This window comes from Novosphingobium anseongense (assembly GCF_037482895.1).
Classification (GTDB): Bacteria; Pseudomonadota; Alphaproteobacteria; order Sphingomonadales; family Sphingomonadaceae; genus Novosphingobium; species Novosphingobium anseongense.
On record NZ_JBBHJZ010000001.1, the window covers coordinates 1,093,904 to 1,113,545 of the forward strand.

A 19,642-nucleotide genomic window follows, 5' to 3' on the forward strand; every position below is an offset into this window, starting at 1 on the left:
CGGTTTACCCCTTCATCCGGTTGACGTCGTCGACCGCGATCGTGCCGCGGCCGCGGAAGTAGATGACCAGGATCGCAAGGCCGATGGCGGCTTCGCCGGCCGCCACGGTCAGCACGAACATCGCGAAGATCTGGCCGGTCAGGTCCTGCAGGAAGGCGCTGAACGCGACGAAGTTGATGTTCACAGCCAGCAGGATCAGCTCGATCGCCATGAGGATGACGATGACGTTCTTGCGGTTGAGGAAGATGCCGAGGACGCCGAGCACGAACAGGATCGAGCTGACGACGACATAGTGTTCGATGCCGATCACAGCTGAACCCCCTTGCCCACTTCGGGTTTCACATTGACCGTCGCTTCATCGGGACGGCGGGCGATCTGGCGGCCGATGTTCTGGCCGCGCGTGTCGCTGCGCTGGCGGTGCGTCAGGACGATCGCGCCGATCATCGCGACGAGCAGGATGACGCCGGCTGCCTCGAACAGGAACAGGTAGCGGCCATAGAGCAGCGCGCCGATCGCCTTGATATTGCTGACTCCCACCGCCGTCGCGGCCGAACCGTCGGGCGTGCCGAGGTGCAGCGCGCCGGCACGGAAGGCGCCGATGCCGAGGACGATCTCGCAGAGCAGGACCACCGCGACGAGCATGCCGAGCGGGAAGTTCTTGACGAAGCCCGCACGCAGCTCAGCGAAGTCGATGTCCAGCATCATGACGACGAAGAGGAACAGCACGGCGACCGCGCCGACATAGACGATGACGAGCAGCATCGCGATGAACTCGGCGCCGACCAGGACCATGAGGCCCGCGGCGTTGAAGAACGCCAGGATCAGCCAGAGCACCGAGTGCACGGGATTGCGCGCCAGGATCGTGATCGCGCCCGAGGCGACGACCAGAGTGGCGAACAGGTAAAAGGCGATTGTGTGGATCATGATCTGTGCCCCGCCGGCGCCCTATCGATACGGCGCATCGGCTTCAAGGTTCGCGGCGATGGCCCGCTCCCACTTGTCCCCGTTCGCCAGCAGCTTGGCCTTGTCGTAGAGCAGCTCTTCGCGCGTTTCGGTCGCGTATTCGAAGTTCGGCCCCTCGACCACGGCATCGACCGGGCAGGCTTCCTGACAGAAGCCGCAGTAGATGCACTTGGTCATGTCGATGTCGTAGCGCGTCGTGCGGCGGCTGCCGTCGGCGCGCGGCTCGGCTTCGATCGTGATCGCCTGTGCCGGGCAGATCGCCTCGCACAGCTTGCAGGCGATGCAGCGTTCCTCGCCGTTCGGATAGCGCCGCAGCGCATGCTCGCCGCGGAAGCGGGGCGAGAGCGGGTTCTTCTCGAACGGATAGTTGATCGTCGCCTTGGGCTTGAAGAAATACTTCAAGGTCAGCCAGTGCGCCTTGACGAACTCCCAGAGGGTGAACGCCTTGATGATTTGAGCGACGCTCATCAGCCGTACCTCGTGAACATCAGATAGCCGCTGACCAGCACGACGAAGCCGAGGCTGACGGGCAGGAACACCTTCCAGCCCAGGCGCATCAGTTGGTCGTAGCGATAGCGGGGAACGGTCGCCTTCACCCAGGAGAAGACGAAGAAGAAGAACAGGATCTTCGCGAGCAGCCAGACGAAGCCGGGCACGACGTAGAGGAACGGCAGGTCGAGCGGCGGCAGGTAGCCGCCGAAGAACAGCACCGCGTTCAAGGTGCACATCAGCAGGACGTTGGCGTACTCGCCGAGCCAGTAGAGCGCGAAGGCCATCGACGAATATTCGGTCTGATAGCCGGCGACGAGCTCGGACTCGGCCTCGGTCAGGTCGAACGGCGCGCGCGCGGTTTCGGCCATGCCCGAGATCAGGAACATCACCCACATCGGGAACAGCAGCGGGTTGAAGGCATAGCCGTTCAGGATCCCGAAGACGTGGCCCTTCTGGTCGGCGACGATCTCGTTGAGGTTGAAGCTACCCGCCCAGAGCACGACGCAGATCAGGATGAAGCCGATCGAGACCTCGTAGGAGATCATCTGCGCCGAGGCGCGCATCGCCGAGAAGAACGGGTACTTCGAGTTCGACGCCCAGCCCGCGATGACGACGCCGTAGACGCCGAGCGAGGAGATCGCGAGCACGTAGAGCAGGCCGACGTTGATGTCCGCCAGCACCGCGCCCGAATTGAACGGGATCACCGCCCAGGCCATCAGCGCGACCGTGAAGGTGATGATCGGCGCGATCAGGAACAGCACCTTGTTCGACGCCGAGGGGACGATGGTTTCCTGGAGGAAGACCTTGAGACCGTCGGCGAAGCTCTGCAGCAGGCCGAAGGGGCCGACCACGTTGGGGCCGCGACGCAGCGCCATGGCCGCCCAGATCTTGCGGTCGGCATAGATGATCATCGCCACGCCAAGCATCAGCGGCAGCGCGATCAGCAGGATGCCGGCGATCGTCGAGACGAACCACGCCCACTCGTAGGACATGCCGAGCGATTGGAAGAAAGCGGTCATTCCGCGGCCTCCGCGAAGTCTTCCCCGTGGAGCAGTTCGGCCGAGCAGCGCTGCATCACCTCGCTGGCGCGGGCGATCGGGTTGGTCAGGTAGAAGTCCTTGATCGGATAGCCGAACGCGCCTTCCGCGGAACCGCCGCCCGCAGGCAGCGAACCGTAGTCGGCGAGGTCTTCGACACCCAGCGCCGGAACTTCGGCGACCATCGCCGCACGCAGTTCGTCGAAGCTGTCGAAGCCTACCACGACACCCAGGGCATCGGCCAGCGCGCGCAGGATCGTCCAGTCCTCACGCGCGTCGCCGGGGGCGAAGACCGCCTTTTCGGCGAACTGCACGCGGCCTTCGGTGTTGACGTAAGTGCCGGCCTTTTCGGTGTAGGCGGCCGCGGGCAGGACGATGTCCGCGGCATGCGCGCCCTTGTCGCCGTGGTGGCCGACATAGACGACGATCGAGTCCGAGAACCTGGCGAAGTCCATCTCGTCGGCGCCGAGCGAGAAGACCAGCTTGGGCTTGGCCGCGACGAGGTCGGCGATGCCGCCCTTCTGCGCGAAGCCCAGCATCAGCCCACCCATGCGCGCGGCGGCGAGGTGCAGCACGTTGAAGCCGTTCCAGCCATCACGGACGAGGTTGAACTGGCCAACGAGGCCCAGGCCCGCGCCGAGCGCGCCCTTGGCCAGAGCCGCACCGCCGAGGATGACCGCGGGACGCTCCGCATTCGACAGGGCTTCCGAAACATGCGCCGGCAGATTGCCGAGCACCGACAGGTCCTCGCCGAGGAACTCGCCGCCGAAGGTGGTTTCCCATTCCTGGCCGACGAGGAAGACCTTGGCGCCCTTCTTGACCGCCTTGCGCAGGCGGACGTTCACCAGCGGCGCTTCCCAGCGGACGTTGCTGCCCACGATCAGGATCGCGTCGGCGGTCTCGATGCCGGCGAAGGTCGAATTGAAGTTCACTGCGGCGAGGCTGGACACGTCATAGTCCATGCCCGTCTGGCGGCCTTCGAGCAGGGTCGAGCCCAGCGCGCCGAGCAACTTCTTGGCGGCGAACTGCGTCTCGCAGTCGAGCAGGTCTCCCGCAACCGCGGCAACGCTCGCACCCGGCTTGACCTTGGCGATCGCGGCGAAAGCCTCGTCCCAGGTTGCGGCGACGAGCTTGCCGTCACGGCGGATCCACGGGCGGTCGAGCCGGCGCTTGGTCAGGCCGTCGACCTGGTAGCGCGCCTTGTCGGAGATCCACTCCTCGTTCACGTCATCGTTGATCCGCGGCAGCACGCGCAGGACCTCGCGGCCGCGACTGTCGATGCGGATATTGGCGCCGGTCGCGTCGGAAACGTCGATGCCGAGCGTCTTCTTGAGCTCCCAGGGCCGCGCCTCGAAGGCGTAGGGCTTGGAGGTCAGCGCGCCGACCGGGCAGAGGTCGATCACGTTGGCCGACATCTCGTGATGCGCGGCCTTCTCCAGATAGGTCGTGATCTGCATGGACTCGCCGCGATAGAGCGCGCCGATCTCGTCCACGCCGGCCACTTCCTCGGAGAAGCGCACGCAGCGGGTGCAGTGGATGCAGCGCGTCATCGTCGTCTTGATGAGCGGGCCCATGTACTTTTCGGTGACCGCGCGCTTGTGCTCGTCATAGCGCGAGGCGCCGCGGCCATAGGCGACCGACTGGTCCTGCAGGTCGCATTCGCCGCCCTGGTCGCAGATCGGACAGTCGAGCGGGTGGTTGATGAGGAGGAACTCCATCACCCCTTCGCGCGCCTTCTTGACCATCTCGCTGTCGGTGCGGATGTTCTGGCCCTCGGCAGCGGGCAGCGCGCAAGACGCCTGCGGCTTCGGCGGCCCGGGGGCGACCTCGACCAGGCACATGCGGCAGTTGCCGGCGATGCTCAGCCGCTCGTGATAGCAGAAGCGGGGGATTTCCTTGCCGGCCAGCTCGCAGGCCTGCAGGACGGTGGCGCCCTGCGGAACTTCGAGTTCGACGCCGTCTACGGTTACCTTAGGCATTACTCAGCAGCCTCGCGTACGTTGTCGGCAATCCGGCGCTCGAGCTCGGGGCGGAAGTGCTTGATCAGACCCTGAATCGGCCAGGCGGCCGCGTCGCCCAGCGCGCAGATCGTGTGACCTTCGACCTGCTTGGTCACCTGCTGCAGCATGTCGATTTCCTCGACCGCGGCATCGCCGGTGCGCAGGCGCTCCATGATGCGCCACATCCAGCCCGTGCCTTCGCGGCAGGGCGTGCACTGGCCGCAGGACTCGTGCTTGTAGAAGTAGGACAGGCGCGAAATGGCGCGGACGATGTCGGTCGACTTGTCCATGACGATGACCGCGGCCGTGCCCAGGCCCGATCCGACCGCCTTGCAGCCGTCGAAGTCCATAGGCACGTCGATCATCTCGTGGCCCGGCACCAGCGGCACCGAGGAACCGCCGGGGATCACCGCCAGCAGGTTGTCCCACCCGCCGCGGATGCCGCCGCAGTGCTTTTCGATCAGCTCGCGGAAGGGGATGCTCATCTCCTCCTCGACGACGCAGGGCTTGTTCACGTGGCCCGAGATCTGGAAGAGCTTGGTGCCCTTGTTGTTCTCGCGGCCGAAGCTCGAGAACCAGCTCGCACCACGACGCAGGATCGTCGGCGCGACGGCGATGGATTCGACGTTGTTGACCGTGGTCGGGCAGCCATAGAGGCCTGCACCGGCCGGGAACGGCGGCTTGAGGCGCGGCTGGCCCTTCTTGCCTTCGAGGCTTTCGATCATCGCGGTCTCTTCGCCGCAGATGTAGGCGCCGGCGCCGCGGTGGACGAAGACGTCGAAGTCATAGCCCGAACCGCAGGCGTTCTTGCCCAGCAGACCGGCGGCATAGGCCTCGTCGCGCGCCGCGAACATCGTCTCGGCCTCGCGGATGTATTCGCCGCGGATGTAGATGTAGGCCGCGCGCGCACCCATCGCGAAGCCCGCGACCAGCGCGCCTTCGAGCAGCTTGTGCGGATCGTGGCGGATGATCTCGCGATCCTTGCACGAGCCCGGCTCGGACTCGTCGGCATTGATCACCAGGAAGCCGGGACGCGCCGGGTTCGGCTCCTTGGGCATGAACGACCACTTCATGCCGGTGGGGAAGCCCGCACCGCCACGGCCGCGCAGGCCCGAGTCCTTCATCTCCTGGATGATGCCGTCACGGCCCTTTTCGAGGAGAGCCTTGGTGTTGTCCCAGTCGCCGCGCTTCTGCGCCGCGCCGAGGTTCCACGGCTGGTAGCCGTAGAGGTTGGTGAAGATGCGATCCTTGTCGGCGAGTGCCATGGTTTACCACTCCCCTCGGTAATCGTGATTTTCGGAGACCATCTGCTTGAGCGTCGACAGCGCGCCAACCGGCTCGACCGTGTGACGGCCGGGCTCCTGCGTTCCCGCCTTGGGCTCGCGGCCCGCGGCCAACTCGTCGAGCACGAAGTTCAGGCGCTCGGCCGTGAGGTCCTCGTAGTTGTCGTCGTTGATCTGGACCATCGGCGCCGAAGCGCAGTTGCCCATGCATTCGACCTCGGTAAGCGTCCACAGGCCGTCGGCGCTGTTGTGGCCCTTGCTCATGCCGCGCGCCTTGCAGGCGGTCAGCAGGTCGTCCGAACCGCGCAGCATGCACGGCGTCGTACCGCAGACCTGAACGTGGAAGCGGCCGACGGGCACGAGGTTGTACATCGTGTAGAACGAGGCGACCTCGACCACGCGGATCACCGGCATGTCGAGTTCCCTGGCGATGAACTCCATCACCGGGATCGGCAGCCAGCCCTGCGTCTGCGTCTCGGCGCCGATCTGGCGCTGGGCGAGATCGAGCAGCGGCATCACGGCCGAGCGCTGGCGCCCTTCGGGATAGCGCGCAATGATGCCGGGCACCTTGGCGGCGTTGTCCGCGTTCCAGGTCCAGGCGCCCCAGCGTGCGCGCAGTTCGGGGGTATCGGGTTCGAGATGACGATCAGCCATGACGGCGACCCCGCTTCAGCCAGAGATCCTGGGCATAGAGGAACAGCTCGAAGCCGCAGATCGCCGCGGCCAGCATCGGCAGCGTCTGGCTGGGCTCGGCCCCGCCCCAAAGCGCGCCGAAATAGCCGAGCACGAGCAGGACGCCGGTTACGGCAGCCCAGACGCGCAGGGAATCCAGGAGGGAAATTGGCTTCAACGGACGAACTCCACGCGGGCGCACTTGTCACCCTCGAACGTATAGATGGCGACGACTTCGAACGGCTCGACCGGCGGCGAACCGTCGGTCGACGGGCCGCGGGTCACATATTCGCGGAACAGGACGTAGTTGCCGATTTCCTGTTTCTCGCGGATTTCCGCTTTGTTTTCGGGCCAGACGGCGAAGGCCTTGGCCAGGCCCGAGCGCGTGCCTTCCTTGCCCTCGCGCACGACAGCACCGCGGTAGGTGGCTTCGCAGGCGTCATCGGTCATGTAGGACACGTAGGTGTCCACATCCTGCGCGTTGTAGGCGGCGATCATCGCCTCTGCCTTAGCCAGGTTGCTCAACGGTCGCACTCCCCGAACACCACGTCGATAGCGCCGATGATGGCGGTGACGTCGGGCAGCATGTGACCCTTGCTCATGAATTCCATGGCTTGGAGGTGCGAGAACGCCGTCGGGCGGATCTTGCAGCGGTAGGGCTTGTTGGTGCCGTCGGCGACGAGGTAGACGCCGAACTCGCCCTTGGGGCTCTCGGTCGCGACGTAGACCTCGCCCGCCGGGACGTGGAAGCCTTCGGTGTAGAGCTTGAAGTGGTGGATCAGCGCTTCCATCGACTGCTTCATCTCGCCGCGTTTGGGCGGGACGACCTTGCGGTCGGTCGAGGCGATCTCACCGTTGGGCATTTCGGCCAGGCACTGCTTCATGATCTTGGCCGACTGGCGCACTTCCTCGACACGGACCATGAACCGGTCGTAGCAGTCGCCGCGCGTACCGACCGGGATCGCGAAGTCCATACGGTCGTAGACGTCGTAGGGCTGGCTCTTGCGCAGGTCCCAGGCGATGCCCGAACCGCGGATCATCGGGCCCGAGAAGCCCCACTTGAGCGCGTCTTCCTTCGAGACGATGGCGATGTCGACATTGCGCTGCTTGAAGATGCGGTTGTCGACGACGAGGCTCATCGCGTCCTCGAACAGCTCGGGCAGGCGCGTGTCGAGCCAGTCGGCGATGTCGGTCAGCAGCTTGAGCGGCACGTCCTGGTGAACCCCGCCCGGGCGGAACCAGGCCGAGTGCATGCGCGCGCCCGAGGCGCGCTCGAAGAAGTTCAGGCAGTCCTCGCGGATCTCGAACAGCCACAGGTTCGGCGTCATCGCGCCGACGTCCATGACGTGCGAGCCCAGGTTGAGCATGTGGTTGCAGATGCGCGTCAGCTCGGCGAACAGCACGCGCAGGTATTGCGCGCGCAACGGCACCTCGAGGTTCAGCAGCTTCTCGATGGCGAGCACGTAGGAGTGCTCCATCGCCAGCGGCGAGCAGTAGTCGAGCCGGTCGAAGTAGGGCAGCGCCTGGAGATAGGTCTTGTGCTCGATCAGCTTCTCGGTGCCGCGGTGCAGCAGGCCGACGTGCGGATCGACGCGTTCGATGATCTCGCCGTCGAGCTCGAGCACCAGGCGCAGCACGCCGTGCGCGGCCGGGTGCTGCGGACCGAAGTTGATCGTGTAGTTCGAGATGACCTCGTCGCCGGTGGTCGGCGAGGTTTCAAGCTGGACGCTCATGATCAGGAACCCTCGGGCGTCTTCTTCGCGCGCGGCTTGCGGGCGGGTTTGGACTCGGTCGGCGCGGGCGCTTCGGGGGCCTTGCCGGCATCCTTGGCGGCGGGCGCGCCGGCGCTCTGCTTGTCGGCAGCCGCTTCGTTGGCCTTGACCCCGGCGCCGGTGTCGGCCGGCTTGTCGGTGGTCTTGGGCGTTTCGACCTTGGGCGCCGCGGGCGGCGGTGCGGCCGGAGCCGGTGCGGCAGGCGCCTTCTCGTCGCCGGGCAGCACGTAGTCGGCCCCTTCCCACGGGCTCATGAAATCGAACGAGCGCAGGTCCTGCGCAAGCTGGACCGGTTCGTAGACGACGCGCTTGTCCTCTTCGGAGTAGCGCAGCTCGACATAGCCGGTCAGCGGGAAGTCCTTGCGGAACGGATGCCCCTCGAAACCGTAGTCGGTAAGGATACGGCGCAGGTCGGTATTGCCCGAGAAGATCACGCCGTAGAGGTCGAAGACCTCGCGTTCGAGCCAGCCCGCGACCGGCCACAGGGTCGTGACGGTCGGCACCGGGGTGCTCTCTGCGGCGTTGACCTTGACCAGCAGGCGGTGGTTCTTGGTCACCGACAGCAGCATGTAGACGACTTCGAAGCGCTCGGATCGCGACGGATAGTCGACCCCGGCGATTTCCATCAGCTGCTGGTATTCGTGCTCGTCGCGCAGCAGACGCAGCGCGTCCTCGATGCGGTCGCGCGCGATCGTCAGGACGATCTCGCCATATTCCTCACGGCCCGCGACGAGCTTGTCGCCGAGCGCCTGGGTCAGAGCCTCGAGCACGCCTTCGTTCGACGCGATCTTGGGAGCGGAATGCAGTACCGTCATTGCCCTGCCCTCACCGCTCTACCGTGCCGACGCGGCGGATCTTCCGCTGCAGCTGCATCACCCCATAGAGCAGCGCCTCGGCGGTCGGCGGACAGCCGGGGACATAGATGTCCACGGGCACGATCCGATCGCAGCCGCGCACGACGCTGTAGCTGTAGTGGTAATAGCCGCCGCCGTTGGCGCAGGAGCCCATCGAGATGACGTACTTGGGGTCCGACATCTGGTCGTAGACCTTGCGCAGCGCCGGGGCCATCTTGTTGCACAGCGTACCGGCGACGATCATGACGTCCGACTGGCGCGGAGAAGCGCGCGGCGCGGCACCGAAGCGCTCCATGTCGTAGCGCGGCATGTTGACGTGGATCATCTCGACCGCGCAGCAGGCGAGGCCGAAGGTCATCCACCACAGCGAGCCCGTGCGGGCCCACTGGAACAGCTCCTCGGTGGTGGTGATCAGGAAGCCCTTGTCGGAAACTTCCTGGTTGAGACCGTTGAAGAACGACTGGTCGGGCGGCGTAATCGCCTGCCCGCCCGAAACGCTAAGCGGATTACCCGCAGTGTCGACGAGCGTGCTCATTCCCAGTCCAGAGCTCCCTTCTTCCATGCATAGGCGAGACCGATGGCCAGTTCGCCCAGGAAGACCATCATGGTGATCCAGCCGGGCCAGCCGGTCATGTCGAGCGACACGGCCCAGGGGAACAGAAACGCCGCTTCGAGATCGAAGATGATGAACAGGATCGCGACGAGGTAGAAGCGCACGTCGAACTGGCTGCGCGGGTCTTCGAAAGCGGGGAAACCGCACTCGTACTCGCTCAGCTTCTCGGCGTTCGGGTTATGCGCGCCAGTCAGACGGGCGACGCCCATCGGCAGGAAGACAAAGGCCGAAGACAGCCCCAGCGCGATGATCAGGAAGATCAGGATCGGCAGATATTGGGATAGATCGACCACGTTCTGACTCGGTTAAGGAGTTGAATGAAGCGCGCCCTAGTCCCCCGCTCGGCGAGGCGCAAGGGTAGGATGCTTGCTGCGAACGGCTCTCAAGTTGCAATCTGAAACTTAATAGGCATATGCGAAGATGACGCTTTCCGCCCAAGCGACGGATTGCCATTACCGCAGTGCAACATTATGCGACCGGGCAGAATTGTCCAACGCCATTCGATTAGGCCCCTAAGAGAGAGAACGCCGCCATGGCCCAGATTTCCGCCTCAGATCCGATCGTCGTCCTGTCCTACGCGCGTACGCCCATGGGCGGCCTGGCGGGTGCCTTCGCCGACGTCTCGGCGACCGACCTCGGCGCCACCGCGGTCAAGGCGGCGATCGAGCGCGCCGGTGTCGACGGCGCCGACGTCGAGCGGATCTACATGGGCTGCGTGCTGCCCGCGGGCCTCGGCCAGTCGCCCGCCCGCCAGGTCGCGCTCAAGGCCGGCCTGCCGCTCTCGGTCGAGGCGAGCACGGTCAACAAGGTCTGCGGCTCGGGCATGCAGACGGTGATCATGGGTGCCGAAGCCCTCGCCTCGGGCACGATCGACCTGCTCGTCGCCGGCGGCATGGAATCGATGACCAACGCGCCCTACCTGCTCAAGAAGCACCGCGGCGGCGCGCGCGCCGGTCACGACACCGCCTATGACCACATGTTCCTCGACGGTCTCGAAGACGCCTACGAGGGCGGCTCGATGGGCTCCTATGCCCAGGCCGTCGCCGACGAGTACCAGCTGACCCGCGAGGCCCAGGACGCCTATTCGATCGAGTCGCTGCGTCGCGCTCAGGAAGCCATCTCGACCGGCGCCTTCGCCAGCGAGATCGTCCCCGTGACGGTCAAGACCCGCGGCGGCGACGTCGTGGTCGACACCGACGAGCAGCCCGGCAAGGGCAAGCCCGAGAAGATCCCGACCCTGAAGCCCGCCTTCGCCAAGGACGGCACGATCACCGCCGCGACCTCGAGCTCGATCTCGGACGGCGCCGCCGCCGTGGTCCTGACGCGCGAGAGCGTCGCCAAGGCCAAAGGCCTGACGCCGGTGGCCAAGGTCGTCGCGGTCTCGGCCCACGCGCACGAGCCGCAGCGTTTCCCGACCACGCCGATCAAGGCGATCCCGAAGGTTCTGGAACAGGCCGGCTGGCAACTCTCGGACGTCGATCTGTTCGAGATCAACGAAGCCTTCGCCTGCGTCGCCATGTTCGCGATGCACGACCTCGGCATCCCGCACGAGAAGATCAACGTGCACGGCGGCGCCACAGCGCTCGGCCACCCGATCGGTGCCTCGGGCACGCGCATCATCACCACCCTGATCGGCGCACTCAAGCACAAGGGCCTCAAGCGCGGCGTCGCGACGCTGTGCATCGGCGGCGGCGAAGCCACCGCGGTGGCGGTCGAGCTGGTTTGATTTGATTTAGTAGCGTCGTCCCCGCGAAAGCGGGGATCACTGGCCACGGAGTTCGAACGGCTAGCGATCCCGGATCAAGTCCGGGACGACGCCTTCGCTTAACTTACGGCTCGCCCGTACCCCAAAGCCGCTCCTGCTGTACGAAGCCCGCATGACCGGTATCGACCTCGAGCCGGCACCAGCCCTCCTCGCAATCGCCGAGCCGGCCGCTGACGCCGGGTTCGACCTGCCACAGCAGCTTGGCGTCGCTCGCCGCCTTCTCGCGCATTTCGGCCATGCCCTTGCCCTTCACGATCGCACCGCGATCGCGCTTGAGGAAGCGCGCGAGCATCCAGCCGCGCGCGCCGTCGGGATCCTGGACCAGCCGCCAGCCCTCCATGCGCCGCAGCACCTTCATCGGCAGGCCGGGACGGTGATAGACCCAGGCGATGCGATAGGTCTCGGCCGGGCCGACGCGCAGGTTCACCTCGCTCGCGCGCAGCGAGGCCCAGTAGGGCACCTCCTCGTCATCGGCGGCCAGCGCCGGAGTCGCAACGGAAAGGAGTGCCAGGGCAGCGAAGGACCGGAAGATCGAAGACATAGGACGCCCCTTAGACCCGGCAGACACAACGCTTCAAGGGCACTCCTGATCCCCGAGAACAGCCACCGCGCTTGACCTCGCCAGCCAGTCCGGCACATTGCGCGAACACCATGACCGTCGTCACCGAAACACCGCTCGCCCAACGCGTCGCCGGCAGGCCACGCGTCATCGTCACGCGCCGCCTCCTGCCCGAGACCGAGGCGCGCATGGACGAACTGTTCGACGTCACACACAACTTCGACGACGTGCCCATGAGCCGCGACGCGCTGGTCGCCGCCATGCGCGAATGCGACGTCCTCGTGCCCACGGTCACCGACCGGATCGACGGCGCGATGATTGCCGAGGCCGGCGATCGCCTGGGCCTGTTCGCCAATTTCGGCGCGGGAGTCGATCACATCGATCTCGCCGCCGCCCGCGCGCGCCGGATCGTCGTCACCAACACCCCGTCGGTCTTCACCGACGATACGGCCGACATGGCCATGGCGCTGATCATCAGCGTGCCGCGCCGTTTTCCCGAGGGATCGCGGATGCTGCTCGACGGCAAGTGGACCGGCTGGGGGCCCTCGAACTTCCTCGGCTCAAGCCTGGGCGGCAAGCGCCTGGCCATCATCGGCATGGGACGCATCGGCCAGGCCGTAGCCCACCGTGCGCGCGGCTTCGGGCTCGAGGTGGTCTACCACAACCGCCACCGCCTGCCGCCGGCGATCGAGAACATGCTCGGCGCGCGCTATGAGCCCGATCTCGACCGGCTGATCGCCGATGCGGACATCCTGACTCTGCACTGCCCGGCCAGCACCGACGCGCACCACCTGCTCGACGCCAAGCGCATAGCCCTGATGAAGTCCAGCGCCTGCGTGATCAACACCGCGCGCGGCGACATCATCGACGAGGAAGCGCTGATAGAGGCGCTCCAGAACGGCCGCATCGCCGGCGCTGGCCTCGACGTCTACGCGCGCGAGCCCACGGTCGATCCGCGGTTGCTCGCCCTGCCCAACGTCGTGCTGATGCCGCACCTCGGCAGCGCCACGGTCGAGGGCCGCGGCGCCGCGGGCCTGCGCCTGATCGCCAACATCCGCTTCTGGATCGACGGCCACCGTCCGCCCGATCAGGTGCTCGAGGGCTGGGCGTAAAATCGGACAGATACTCCTCCACCGGGGAGGTGGCAGCCCGCAGGACTGACGGAGGGCGTGCAGCCGAACGCGAACGCGCCTGTGCTTCCCCCCCTCCACCACCCGCTGCACGGGCGGTCCCCCTCCCCCGATGGGGAGGATCGGATTGTTGAAAGCCCCGCCGCTGCGCCTTGTTTGTTAACGCGATAATGTTCTAGACGCCCCCTCGGAGGATACGCGGTTCCGGTTACGACGCAGGAGCCGCGAAGCAGGGGGTTGCTTGAAATGCGGAAACACTTCGCGCTGTCGGTCGCTGCCTTGGCGGCTACCACGCCCACCCTGGCGCTCGCCCAGGACGTGGCGACGCCCGATAGCGGCGACACCGCCTGGATTCTCACCTCGTCCGCGCTCGTCCTGCTGATGACCCTGCCTGGCCTAGGCCTCTTCTACGGCGGGCTGGTGCGCGCCAAGAACTTCCTCGCCGTGCTGATCCAGTGTGGCGCGATCGCCGCGATCGCATCGCTGCTGTGGATCGTCGTCGGCTATACCCTCGCCTTCGGCGAAGTGACCAATGGCTGGCTCGGCTCGGGCAATGCCTGGATGCTGATCGATCTCGGCCAGGTTCGCGCGAACACGACGATCCCCGAGAGCACCTTCGCGATGTTCCAGCTCTGCTTTGCCGCGATCACCCCCGCGCTGATGGCGGGCGCCTGGGTCGATCGCGCGCGCTTCGGCTGGGTCGTCGGTTTCTGCGCACTGTGGAGCCTCGTGGTCTATGCGCCGGCGGCGCACTGGATCTGGGGCGGCGGCTGGCTGGCTTCGGGCCTGGGCACACTCGATTTTGCCGGCGGCATTGTCGTCCACACCACGGCCGGCGTCTCGGCATTGATCGCTGCTCTGCTGCTCGGCAAGCGCCAGGGCTTCCCCAAAACCTTGATGCTGCCGCACAGCCCCGCACTCACGATGGCCGGCGCCGGCCTGCTCTGGGTCGGCTGGTTCGGTTTCAACGGCGGCTCGGCGCTGACCGCTGGTGAAGGTGCTGCCAGCGCGATCATCGCCACCCACGCTGCGGCCTGCACCGCGGCCCTCGCCTGGCTCGCCATCGAGCGCGTCAGCGTCGGCAAGCCCACCACGGTCGGCTTCGCCACCGGCGCAATTGCCGGCCTCGCCACGGTGACCCCGGCCGCGGGCTATATCTCCCCCGGTGCCGCGATCGTCTTCGGCATCGTCGCTAGCTGCGTCTGCTATCCGATGATCCAGGTCATCAAGCACAAGCTCAAGATCGACGATTCGCTCGACGTCTTCGCGGTCCATGGCGTCGGCGGCATCGTCGGGTCGATCCTGCTGGCGGTGTTCATCTCGCAGGATTTCGGCGGCGTCGGCTATGCCGAGGGCATGTCGATGGGCAGCCAACTCGTCGCCCAGCTCGCCGGCGTCGGCGTTGTCGCACTGTGGTCCGCGATCGTCTCGGCGATCCTCGCGGTCATGGTCTCGATCGTCCTGCCGATGCGCGTGACCGACGAAGAGGAATACGAAGGCCTCGACATCACCAGCCACGGCGAGCGCGCCTACGAATTCGACTGATCGCGCCCAGCGTTCCAGACTCCCAGGCTTGCCACCGCGCGCACCGTCATGCGACGCGGTGGCTAACCCTGGGAGAGGAACGATGGCGCTGACCAGCGAAGTGGCCGACCACTTCAACCTCAAGAAGGACGACGATCTCTACTGGAGCGAAAGCTCGTGGTTCTCGTGGGCGATCCCCGAGCGCAAGATCAACGGCTTCTTCTACAACCACTTCCGCCCCAACATGAACTGCATGCTGGCTGGCCCGGCGATGTGGGACGCGAGCACGCCGCACGCCTGGGACTTCCCCTTCTTCGACTGGCAGGCGATGCGGCCGCTGCCCCAGGGACGGTTTGGGATCGACTACGACAAGTACGATTTCATGACCGACTTCTCGTTCGGCATCCGGATGCTCGAACCGCTGAAGCGCTATCAGCTGCTATACGATGCCAACGGCTTCACGCTCGATCTCGTGTTCGAGGCCGTCGCCGAACCGCACGCGATCGGCAGCCGCGAGGACCACGGCTTCGACGGCGCCTACAAGCTCCATTTCGAGCAGCCCGGACGGATCAAAGGCAAAGTCGTGCTCGAAGGCGAGACCTATGCGGTCGACACCTTCTCGATCCGCGACGGTTCGCACGGCCGCCGCAACCTCGAGAAGTGCACGCCTGGCGGCTACCTGTGGTCGACCGCCGACGCGCAGACCGGCTTTCACATGATGGCGGTCGACGCCAACCAGAGCCGCGATACGGTCTCGGTCGGCGGCTATCTGATGCGCGACGGCGTGGTCTCGTCGCTGGCCCAAGGCACGCGACGCGTGCTCGAACGCGAAGGGCCGCGCGTGACAGCGGTCGAGGTGATCGCCACGGACCAGCTCGGGCGCAAGCTTCACGCCATGGGCCGTTCGGTCTGCCATGCCGAGGTGGTCCTGTTCCCCGACCGCGGCATGTGGTGGCAGCAATATGCCTGGGACTACGATGGCCACACGGGAGCGGTGGGCGAAGACCAGGAATACTACGGCCTCCAGGACTATCGCCTCTGGCACCGCGCCGGGCCCGAGGCCTGGGCGAAACGGTGACGAAACTCGTCATCGTCACCGGTACGACGGGCAGCGGCAAGACGACGACCTGCAAGGAATTCGTCGCGCAGGCCGACGACCTCTGGCTTCACTTCGGCGTCGACACGATGCTGGGCACACTCGTGCCGCGCAAGTTCGTCGATGGCGGCGCGCGCAGCGGCGAGAGCCTGCACATGGCGCCCGACGATCCGGCCGATCCCGAGGGCCCGGCGCATATGGACTTCGGCCGTCAGGGCGGCCGGTTGATCGACACCTACCATCGCATGGTGCGCGCCGCGGTGGAGAACGGCGAGCGCGTGATCCTCGATCACGTCGCCACGACCGATCCGCCGATCCTGCCCAATCTGGTCGCGCATTTCCGCGACCTGCCGAGCCTGTTCGTCGCGCTCAAGCCGCCGCAGGACATTCTCGGCACACGGATCGCGGGCCGCATCGCCGAGGTCGAGAAGGTGCTCGGACCGGAACAGGCCGCGCGCAACAACGAGGGTACGCGCCGCGCCTCGGCCTTCGTCGCGCGCGAGATATTCCGCCACGACTGCTTCGACATGGTGCTCGACACGGGCGCGCTGTCACCGGCCGAAGTGGCGAGGGCGATCCTCGATCGTGTCGAGAACGGTCCGCCGGGCGATGCGCTGGCGCGGCTGGCCTGACTTCAGAATCAGGCCGTCAGCCAGCCCCGCTTCGCCGCCAGGTTCGTGAACCAGATCGAGAACACGCCGACCCCGGCGATGAACAGCGGGAACGGGAGCACCTCTCCCACGCCCTTGTGGGCGATCAGGTCGGTCGCCGTGAAGGCATAGCCGAACATGACGACGACCGCGACGAGCGATATCCAGAACAGCGTCGCCGCCAGCCGCTTGCGCAGCAGCAGGGCCAGGCCGCCGAGCAGGCCGCCGAAGGTCGCGACGGCGTAGACCCAGTTGTACCAGACCGGCAGCGCCGCGTAGTAATTGCGCGACCACTCGTCGACCGACCCCATGGCCTCGGCACCGAGCCTGATCTGCATAACGCAGGCCACGCAGCCCATCGCTTCCCACAGCACCAGCACGATCGTCACGATCCAGAACCAGACTGGTAATTTGGCCGAACCCGTCATTGCGCCCTCCCCCGATTGCGAACGCCCCGAACCTGCGCCCCCGGCCTGGCGAGCGCAAGCCCGCCGCCTAGCCGCCGCGCAGCAGTTGCACGCCCCAGTCGCGCTCGAACAGGTAGAGCAGCACCCGCGCCGCCTCGCCGCGCTCGCCGGTCAGGCCGCCGTCGCGCTCGATCAGCAGCCGCGCATCATCGTGCGCCACGGGAAGCAGGCGCTGGATCTGCTCGAGCGTCGCCACGCGGAACGGCGTATCGCCCGACTGCTTGGTGCCCAGCAGTTCGCCGCCGCCGCGCAGGCGCAGATCTTCCTCGGCCAGGCGGAAGCCGTCCTGCGTCTCGCGCATCAAGGACAGACGCTCGCGCGCGGTCTCCGATAGCCCCCCGCCGCGCAGCAGCAGGCACGTCGACTTCTCGGTGCCGCGACCAACGCGGCCGCGCAGCTGGTGGAGCTGCGCGAGGCCGAAACGCTCGGCCTGCTCGATCACCATGAGGTTCGAATTGGGCACGTCGACGCCGACCTCGATCACCGTCGTCGCCACCAAAAGCTTCGCCTCGCCACGCGCGAAGCGTTCCATCGCCGCGTCCTTGACCTCGGGCCTGAGCTGGCCGTGGACGAGGACGACGTCCTGCTCGCCGAAATGGTCGCGCAGTTCGGCATAGCGCGCCTCGGCGGCAGCGAGATCGTCGGTCTCGCTCTCGCGCACCATCGGGCAGACCCAATAGGCCTGGCCGCCGCCCGCGAGATGCCGCGACACCGCTTCGACGACGTCGCCCATCCGTTCGATCGCGACGACGCGCGTGTCGATCGCCTGACGGCCGGGCGGCATCTCGTCGAGCTTCGACACCTCCATCTCGCCGTACTGCGCCAGGGTCAGCGTGCGCGGGATCGGCGTGGCGGTCATCGCCAGGCAGTGCGGTGTGCGCTTGCCCTTTTGAGTCAGCATCAGGCGCTGGCCGACACCGAAACGGTGCTGCTCGTCGATCACCACCATGGCGAGGTGCTTGTAGCTTACGGCGTCCTGGAAGATCGCGTGCGTGCCCACGACGATATCGATCGAGCCGTCCATCAGCCCCATCAGGATCGACTCGCGCGCCTTGCCCTTGTCGCGCCCGGTCAGCAGCGCAATCTCGACGCCCGTGCCAGAGAGCATCTTGCTCAAGGTCGCGTGGTGCTGGCGCGCGAGGATTTCGGTCGGCGCGAGCAGCGCAGCCTGGGCCCCCGCCTCGACCGCGATCAGCATCGATTCGAGCGCGACCACGGTCTTGCCCGAGCCGACATCGCCCTGGAGCAGCCGCAGCATCGGCGCTGCCTGGGCGAGATCGCCCTCGACCTCGGCGATCGAACGCTTCTGCGCGCCGGTCAGCCCGAAGGGCAGCGACAGCTTGGCACGCAGGCGGCCATCGCCCTGCAGCGGCGTGCCCCTTTGCGCACGATTGGCGTTCTTCACCAGCATCAGCGCCAGCGAATTGGCCAGCAGTTCGTCATAGGCGAGCCGCTCGCGCGCCGGCTTGTTCTCGTCCTCGTGCGCCGCGAGCAGCGCATCGCGCCAGGCGGGCCATTTCTCGCGCTCGAGCAGGTTCGGCTCGATCCATTCGGGCAGGTCGGTCAGCGCCGCGAGCCCCTGCTGAACCAGCGCGCCGAGCCGGCCTTGCGTGAGCCCCTCGGACAGCGGATAGATCGGCTCGCAGATCTGGCCGAGCCCGGCGGTCTCCTCGGAGACGTGATCGGGATGCACGATCTGCAGCATCTGCCCATACTGGTCGAGCCGGCCGGCGATCCAGCGCGTCTCGCCGAGCGGCAGCTGCTTCTTGGCCCAACCACCATTGCGCCCGAAGAAGGTCAGCGAGACGACGTTACCCGCGGCATCGGCGGCGAGCACGCGGAAGGGCCCACGCCCGGCCGAGCTGCGGTAGTCGTTGGGCGTCAGCGCGATGACGATGTTCTCGCCGACCGTCGCCTCGTCGAGGTTCGCCACCACGCGCCGCTGCACGAAGCGGTCGGGCAGATGATAGGCCAGGTCCTTGACGCGCAGCAGCCCGAGCTTGTCGAGCGGCTTGGCCATCTGCGGGCCGACGCCTTTGAGGCCGGCGGTTTCGGCGAAGAGGGGATTGAGCCGGTCGGGACGCATCGGCGACCCTTAGCGGCGCTTGTCCGGACGGCCAAGTTCCCCTACCGGCGCGCCATGACCTCTGACCGCCACGCCGCGCGCCTCGGGCGCATCAAGTTCCGCGCCTGGCACCGCGGCACGCGCGAGGCCGACTATATGATCGGCTGCTTCTTCGACCGCTTCCACACCGAATGGAACGAGGCCGAGATCGCCTGGTTCGAGGCGCTGCTCGACGAGGAAGACCACGACCTGCTCGCCTGGGCCCTGGGCACCGAGCCCGTGCCCGAACGCTATGTCGGCGCGCTGATGGCGCGGATGCAGCAGCTCGACTACGTCGACATCCCGCGCTGAAGCGTCACGAATGCGTGACGTCGTAAACGGTCACCTTGCTCCACAGGTGCTCGTGCTCGGCGATGAACTTCTGGTGCAGCGGATGCACCTGATAGATACCCTCGTCCTCAACGCTGTCGAAGGTGAGAATCTCCGACACGCCATAGGACGTGTCGACCACTTCGCGATCGCCCGTCGGCGCGGGCACGCCCACCACGAGCGAACGCACGGTCTCGATCGCAGCCAATCCGCGCACGCCCGCGATCAGGGTGTCGCGGTCCTCGATCGAATCGGGGTTTTTCAGCCGGAAGAACACCGCGTGCGTGATCATGTCGTCCCTTTCGTGAGCGAATTCGCGCCGGGATAGATG

The 19,642-nt window shown here is 66.5% G+C and carries 23 protein-coding genes; 6 read left to right on the forward strand and 17 right to left on the reverse strand.

What is annotated here, in order from left to right; translation table 11 throughout:
* Positions 1–4: 4 nt before the first annotated feature.
* From nuoK to WG901_RS05330, 13 genes are read right to left on the reverse strand one after another with little or no spacing between them, the layout of a single operon-like run.
* A complete protein-coding gene (gene nuoK, locus WG901_RS05270; RefSeq protein ID WP_339585956.1) occupies positions 5–310 on the reverse strand; it encodes an NADH-quinone oxidoreductase subunit NuoK in 306 nt (101 codons plus the stop codon).
* Positions 307–924, reverse strand: a complete 618-nt coding sequence (locus WG901_RS05275; RefSeq protein ID WP_339585957.1) for an NADH-quinone oxidoreductase subunit J — start codon at positions 922–924, stop codon at positions 307–309. Before WG901_RS05275 ends, nuoK begins: the two co-directional genes overlap by 4 nt.
* Positions 925–945: 21 nt before the next feature.
* Positions 946–1,431 carry an NADH-quinone oxidoreductase subunit NuoI gene (nuoI, locus tag WG901_RS05280; RefSeq protein ID WP_264443580.1) on the reverse strand — a complete coding sequence of 162 codons (486 nt, stop codon included), beginning with the start codon at positions 1,429–1,431 and terminating at the stop codon, positions 946–948.
* Positions 1,431–2,474 carry an NADH-quinone oxidoreductase subunit NuoH gene (gene nuoH, locus WG901_RS05285; RefSeq protein WP_339585958.1) on the reverse strand — a complete coding sequence of 348 codons (1,044 nt, stop codon included), beginning with the start codon at positions 2,472–2,474 and terminating at the stop codon, positions 1,431–1,433. The genes nuoI and nuoH overlap by 1 nt, the downstream gene beginning before the upstream one ends.
* Positions 2,471–4,471: an NADH-quinone oxidoreductase subunit NuoG gene (gene nuoG, locus WG901_RS05290; protein ID WP_339585959.1), complete on the reverse strand. Its 2,001-nt coding sequence runs from the start codon at positions 4,469–4,471 to the stop codon at positions 2,471–2,473. Before nuoG ends, nuoH begins: the two co-directional genes overlap by 4 nt.
* Positions 4,471–5,757: an NADH-quinone oxidoreductase subunit NuoF gene (gene nuoF / locus WG901_RS05295; RefSeq protein WP_339585960.1), complete on the reverse strand. Its 1,287-nt coding sequence runs from the start codon at positions 5,755–5,757 to the stop codon at positions 4,471–4,473. Before nuoF ends, nuoG begins: the two co-directional genes overlap by 1 nt.
* A 3-nt stretch (positions 5,758–5,760) precedes the next feature.
* The gene (locus WG901_RS05300; protein ID WP_339585961.1) at positions 5,761–6,429 is read right to left on the reverse strand and encodes a complex I 24 kDa subunit family protein; all 669 of its coding nucleotides are present in this window, start codon (positions 6,427–6,429) and stop codon (positions 5,761–5,763) included.
* The gene (locus WG901_RS05305; protein WP_339585962.1) at positions 6,422–6,625 is read right to left on the reverse strand and encodes a hypothetical protein; all 204 of its coding nucleotides are present in this window, start codon (positions 6,623–6,625) and stop codon (positions 6,422–6,424) included. The genes WG901_RS05300 and WG901_RS05305 overlap by 8 nt, the downstream gene beginning before the upstream one ends.
* Positions 6,622–6,972 (reverse strand): nuclear transport factor 2 family protein, encoded by a 351-nt coding sequence (locus WG901_RS05310; protein WP_339585963.1) that lies wholly within the window; start codon positions 6,970–6,972, stop codon positions 6,622–6,624. The genes WG901_RS05305 and WG901_RS05310 overlap by 4 nt, the downstream gene beginning before the upstream one ends.
* Complete coding sequence (locus WG901_RS05315) at positions 6,969–8,180, reverse strand: NADH-quinone oxidoreductase subunit D (RefSeq protein WP_339585964.1); 1,212 nt, start codon at positions 8,178–8,180, stop codon at positions 6,969–6,971. The genes WG901_RS05310 and WG901_RS05315 overlap by 4 nt, the downstream gene beginning before the upstream one ends.
* 2 nt (positions 8,181–8,182) lie before the next feature.
* Entirely contained in the window at positions 8,183–9,034 is an 852-nt protein-coding gene (locus WG901_RS05320) for an NADH-quinone oxidoreductase subunit C (RefSeq protein WP_339585965.1), read from the reverse strand.
* 10 nt (positions 9,035–9,044) lie between these two features.
* Entirely contained in the window at positions 9,045–9,608 is a 564-nt protein-coding gene (locus tag WG901_RS05325; RefSeq protein ID WP_339585966.1) for a NuoB/complex I 20 kDa subunit family protein, read from the reverse strand.
* A complete protein-coding gene (locus tag WG901_RS05330; RefSeq protein WP_264443594.1) occupies positions 9,605–9,979 on the reverse strand; it encodes an NADH-quinone oxidoreductase subunit A in 375 nt (124 codons plus the stop codon). Before WG901_RS05330 ends, WG901_RS05325 begins: the two co-directional genes overlap by 4 nt.
* 239 nt (positions 9,980–10,218) lie before the next feature.
* Between WG901_RS05330 and WG901_RS05335 the strand changes: the two genes are divergently transcribed.
* Positions 10,219–11,412, forward strand: coding sequence for a thiolase family protein (locus tag WG901_RS05335; RefSeq protein ID WP_339585967.1), 1,194 nt, complete (start codon positions 10,219–10,221; stop codon positions 11,410–11,412).
* 103 nt (positions 11,413–11,515) lie between these two features.
* Here the strand turns inward: WG901_RS05335 and WG901_RS05340 are convergent, their stop codons facing one another.
* Positions 11,516–11,992 (reverse strand): SH3 domain-containing protein, encoded by a 477-nt coding sequence (locus WG901_RS05340; RefSeq protein WP_339585968.1) that lies wholly within the window; start codon positions 11,990–11,992, stop codon positions 11,516–11,518.
* A 110-nt stretch (positions 11,993–12,102) separates the two neighbouring features.
* Here WG901_RS05340 and WG901_RS05345 point away from each other — a divergent pair, with 110 nt between their 5' ends.
* The 4 genes from WG901_RS05345 (at position 12,103) to WG901_RS05360 (ending at position 16,392) form a co-directional block, all read left to right on the forward strand.
* Positions 12,103–13,122, forward strand: a complete 1,020-nt coding sequence (locus WG901_RS05345) for a 2-hydroxyacid dehydrogenase (protein ID WP_339585969.1) — start codon at positions 12,103–12,105, stop codon at positions 13,120–13,122.
* 264 nt (positions 13,123–13,386) lie between these two features.
* Positions 13,387–14,685: an ammonium transporter gene (locus WG901_RS05350; protein ID WP_339585970.1), complete on the forward strand. Its 1,299-nt coding sequence runs from the start codon at positions 13,387–13,389 to the stop codon at positions 14,683–14,685.
* An 82-nt stretch (positions 14,686–14,767) separates the two neighbouring features.
* Positions 14,768–15,742, forward strand: a complete 975-nt coding sequence (locus tag WG901_RS05355; protein WP_339585971.1) for a DUF7065 domain-containing protein — start codon at positions 14,768–14,770, stop codon at positions 15,740–15,742.
* Positions 15,739–16,392 (forward strand): phosphotransferase-like protein, encoded by a 654-nt coding sequence (locus WG901_RS05360; RefSeq protein WP_339585972.1) that lies wholly within the window; start codon positions 15,739–15,741, stop codon positions 16,390–16,392. The genes WG901_RS05355 and WG901_RS05360 overlap by 4 nt, the downstream gene beginning before the upstream one ends.
* 8 nt (positions 16,393–16,400) lie before the next feature.
* Here the strand turns inward: WG901_RS05360 and WG901_RS05365 are convergent, their stop codons facing one another.
* Positions 16,401–16,838: a hypothetical protein gene (locus tag WG901_RS05365; RefSeq protein WP_339585973.1), complete on the reverse strand. Its 438-nt coding sequence runs from the start codon at positions 16,836–16,838 to the stop codon at positions 16,401–16,403.
* Between the two features lie 67 nt (positions 16,839–16,905).
* Entirely contained in the window at positions 16,906–18,963 is a 2,058-nt protein-coding gene (gene recG, locus WG901_RS05370) for an ATP-dependent DNA helicase RecG (RefSeq protein WP_339585974.1), read from the reverse strand.
* A gap of 54 nt (positions 18,964–19,017) precedes the next feature.
* On the opposite strand from recG, the gene WG901_RS05375 reads away from it, so the two are divergent.
* Positions 19,018–19,293: an FAD assembly factor SdhE gene (locus WG901_RS05375; protein ID WP_339585975.1), complete on the forward strand. Its 276-nt coding sequence runs from the start codon at positions 19,018–19,020 to the stop codon at positions 19,291–19,293.
* Between the two features lie 4 nt (positions 19,294–19,297).
* On the opposite strand, the gene WG901_RS05380 is transcribed toward WG901_RS05375, so the two are convergent.
* Positions 19,298–19,603, reverse strand: coding sequence for a Dabb family protein (locus WG901_RS05380; protein WP_339585976.1), 306 nt, complete (start codon positions 19,601–19,603; stop codon positions 19,298–19,300).
* Positions 19,604–19,642 lie beyond the last annotated feature (39 nt).

Coding starts and splice junctions, on each gene's coding strand:
- WG901_RS05275 (WP_339585957.1), bottom strand. CDS start 924: ATGATCCACACAATCGCCTTTTACCTGTTCGCCACTCTGGTCGTCGCC.
- nuoI (WP_264443580.1), bottom strand. CDS start 1,431: ATGAGCGTCGCTCAAATCATCAAGGCGTTCACCCTCTGGGAGTTCGTC.
- nuoH (WP_339585958.1), bottom strand. CDS start 2,474: ATGACCGCTTTCTTCCAATCGCTCGGCATGTCCTACGAGTGGGCGTGG.
- nuoG (WP_339585959.1), bottom strand. CDS start 4,471: ATGCCTAAGGTAACCGTAGACGGCGTCGAACTCGAAGTTCCGCAGGGC.
- nuoF (WP_339585960.1), bottom strand. CDS start 5,757: ATGGCACTCGCCGACAAGGATCGCATCTTCACCAACCTCTACGGCTAC.
- WG901_RS05300 (WP_339585961.1), bottom strand. CDS start 6,429: ATGGCTGATCGTCATCTCGAACCCGATACCCCCGAACTGCGCGCACGC.
- WG901_RS05315 (WP_339585964.1), bottom strand. CDS start 8,180: ATGAGCGTCCAGCTTGAAACCTCGCCGACCACCGGCGACGAGGTCATC.
- WG901_RS05320 (WP_339585965.1), bottom strand. CDS start 9,034: ATGACGGTACTGCATTCCGCTCCCAAGATCGCGTCGAACGAAGGCGTG.
- WG901_RS05325 (WP_339585966.1), bottom strand. CDS start 9,608: ATGAGCACGCTCGTCGACACTGCGGGTAATCCGCTTAGCGTTTCGGGC.
- WG901_RS05335 (WP_339585967.1), top strand. CDS start 10,219: ATGGCCCAGATTTCCGCCTCAGATCCGATCGTCGTCCTGTCCTACGCG.
- WG901_RS05340 (WP_339585968.1), bottom strand. CDS start 11,992: ATGTCTTCGATCTTCCGGTCCTTCGCTGCCCTGGCACTCCTTTCCGTT.
- WG901_RS05345 (WP_339585969.1), top strand. CDS start 12,103: ATGACCGTCGTCACCGAAACACCGCTCGCCCAACGCGTCGCCGGCAGG.
- WG901_RS05350 (WP_339585970.1), top strand. CDS start 13,387: ATGCGGAAACACTTCGCGCTGTCGGTCGCTGCCTTGGCGGCTACCACG.
- WG901_RS05355 (WP_339585971.1), top strand. CDS start 14,768: ATGGCGCTGACCAGCGAAGTGGCCGACCACTTCAACCTCAAGAAGGAC.
- WG901_RS05365 (WP_339585973.1), bottom strand. CDS start 16,838: ATGACGGGTTCGGCCAAATTACCAGTCTGGTTCTGGATCGTGACGATC.
- recG (WP_339585974.1), bottom strand. CDS start 18,963: ATGCGTCCCGACCGGCTCAATCCCCTCTTCGCCGAAACCGCCGGCCTC.
- WG901_RS05375 (WP_339585975.1), top strand. CDS start 19,018: ATGACCTCTGACCGCCACGCCGCGCGCCTCGGGCGCATCAAGTTCCGC.
- WG901_RS05380 (WP_339585976.1), bottom strand. CDS start 19,603: ATGATCACGCACGCGGTGTTCTTCCGGCTGAAAAACCCCGATTCGATC.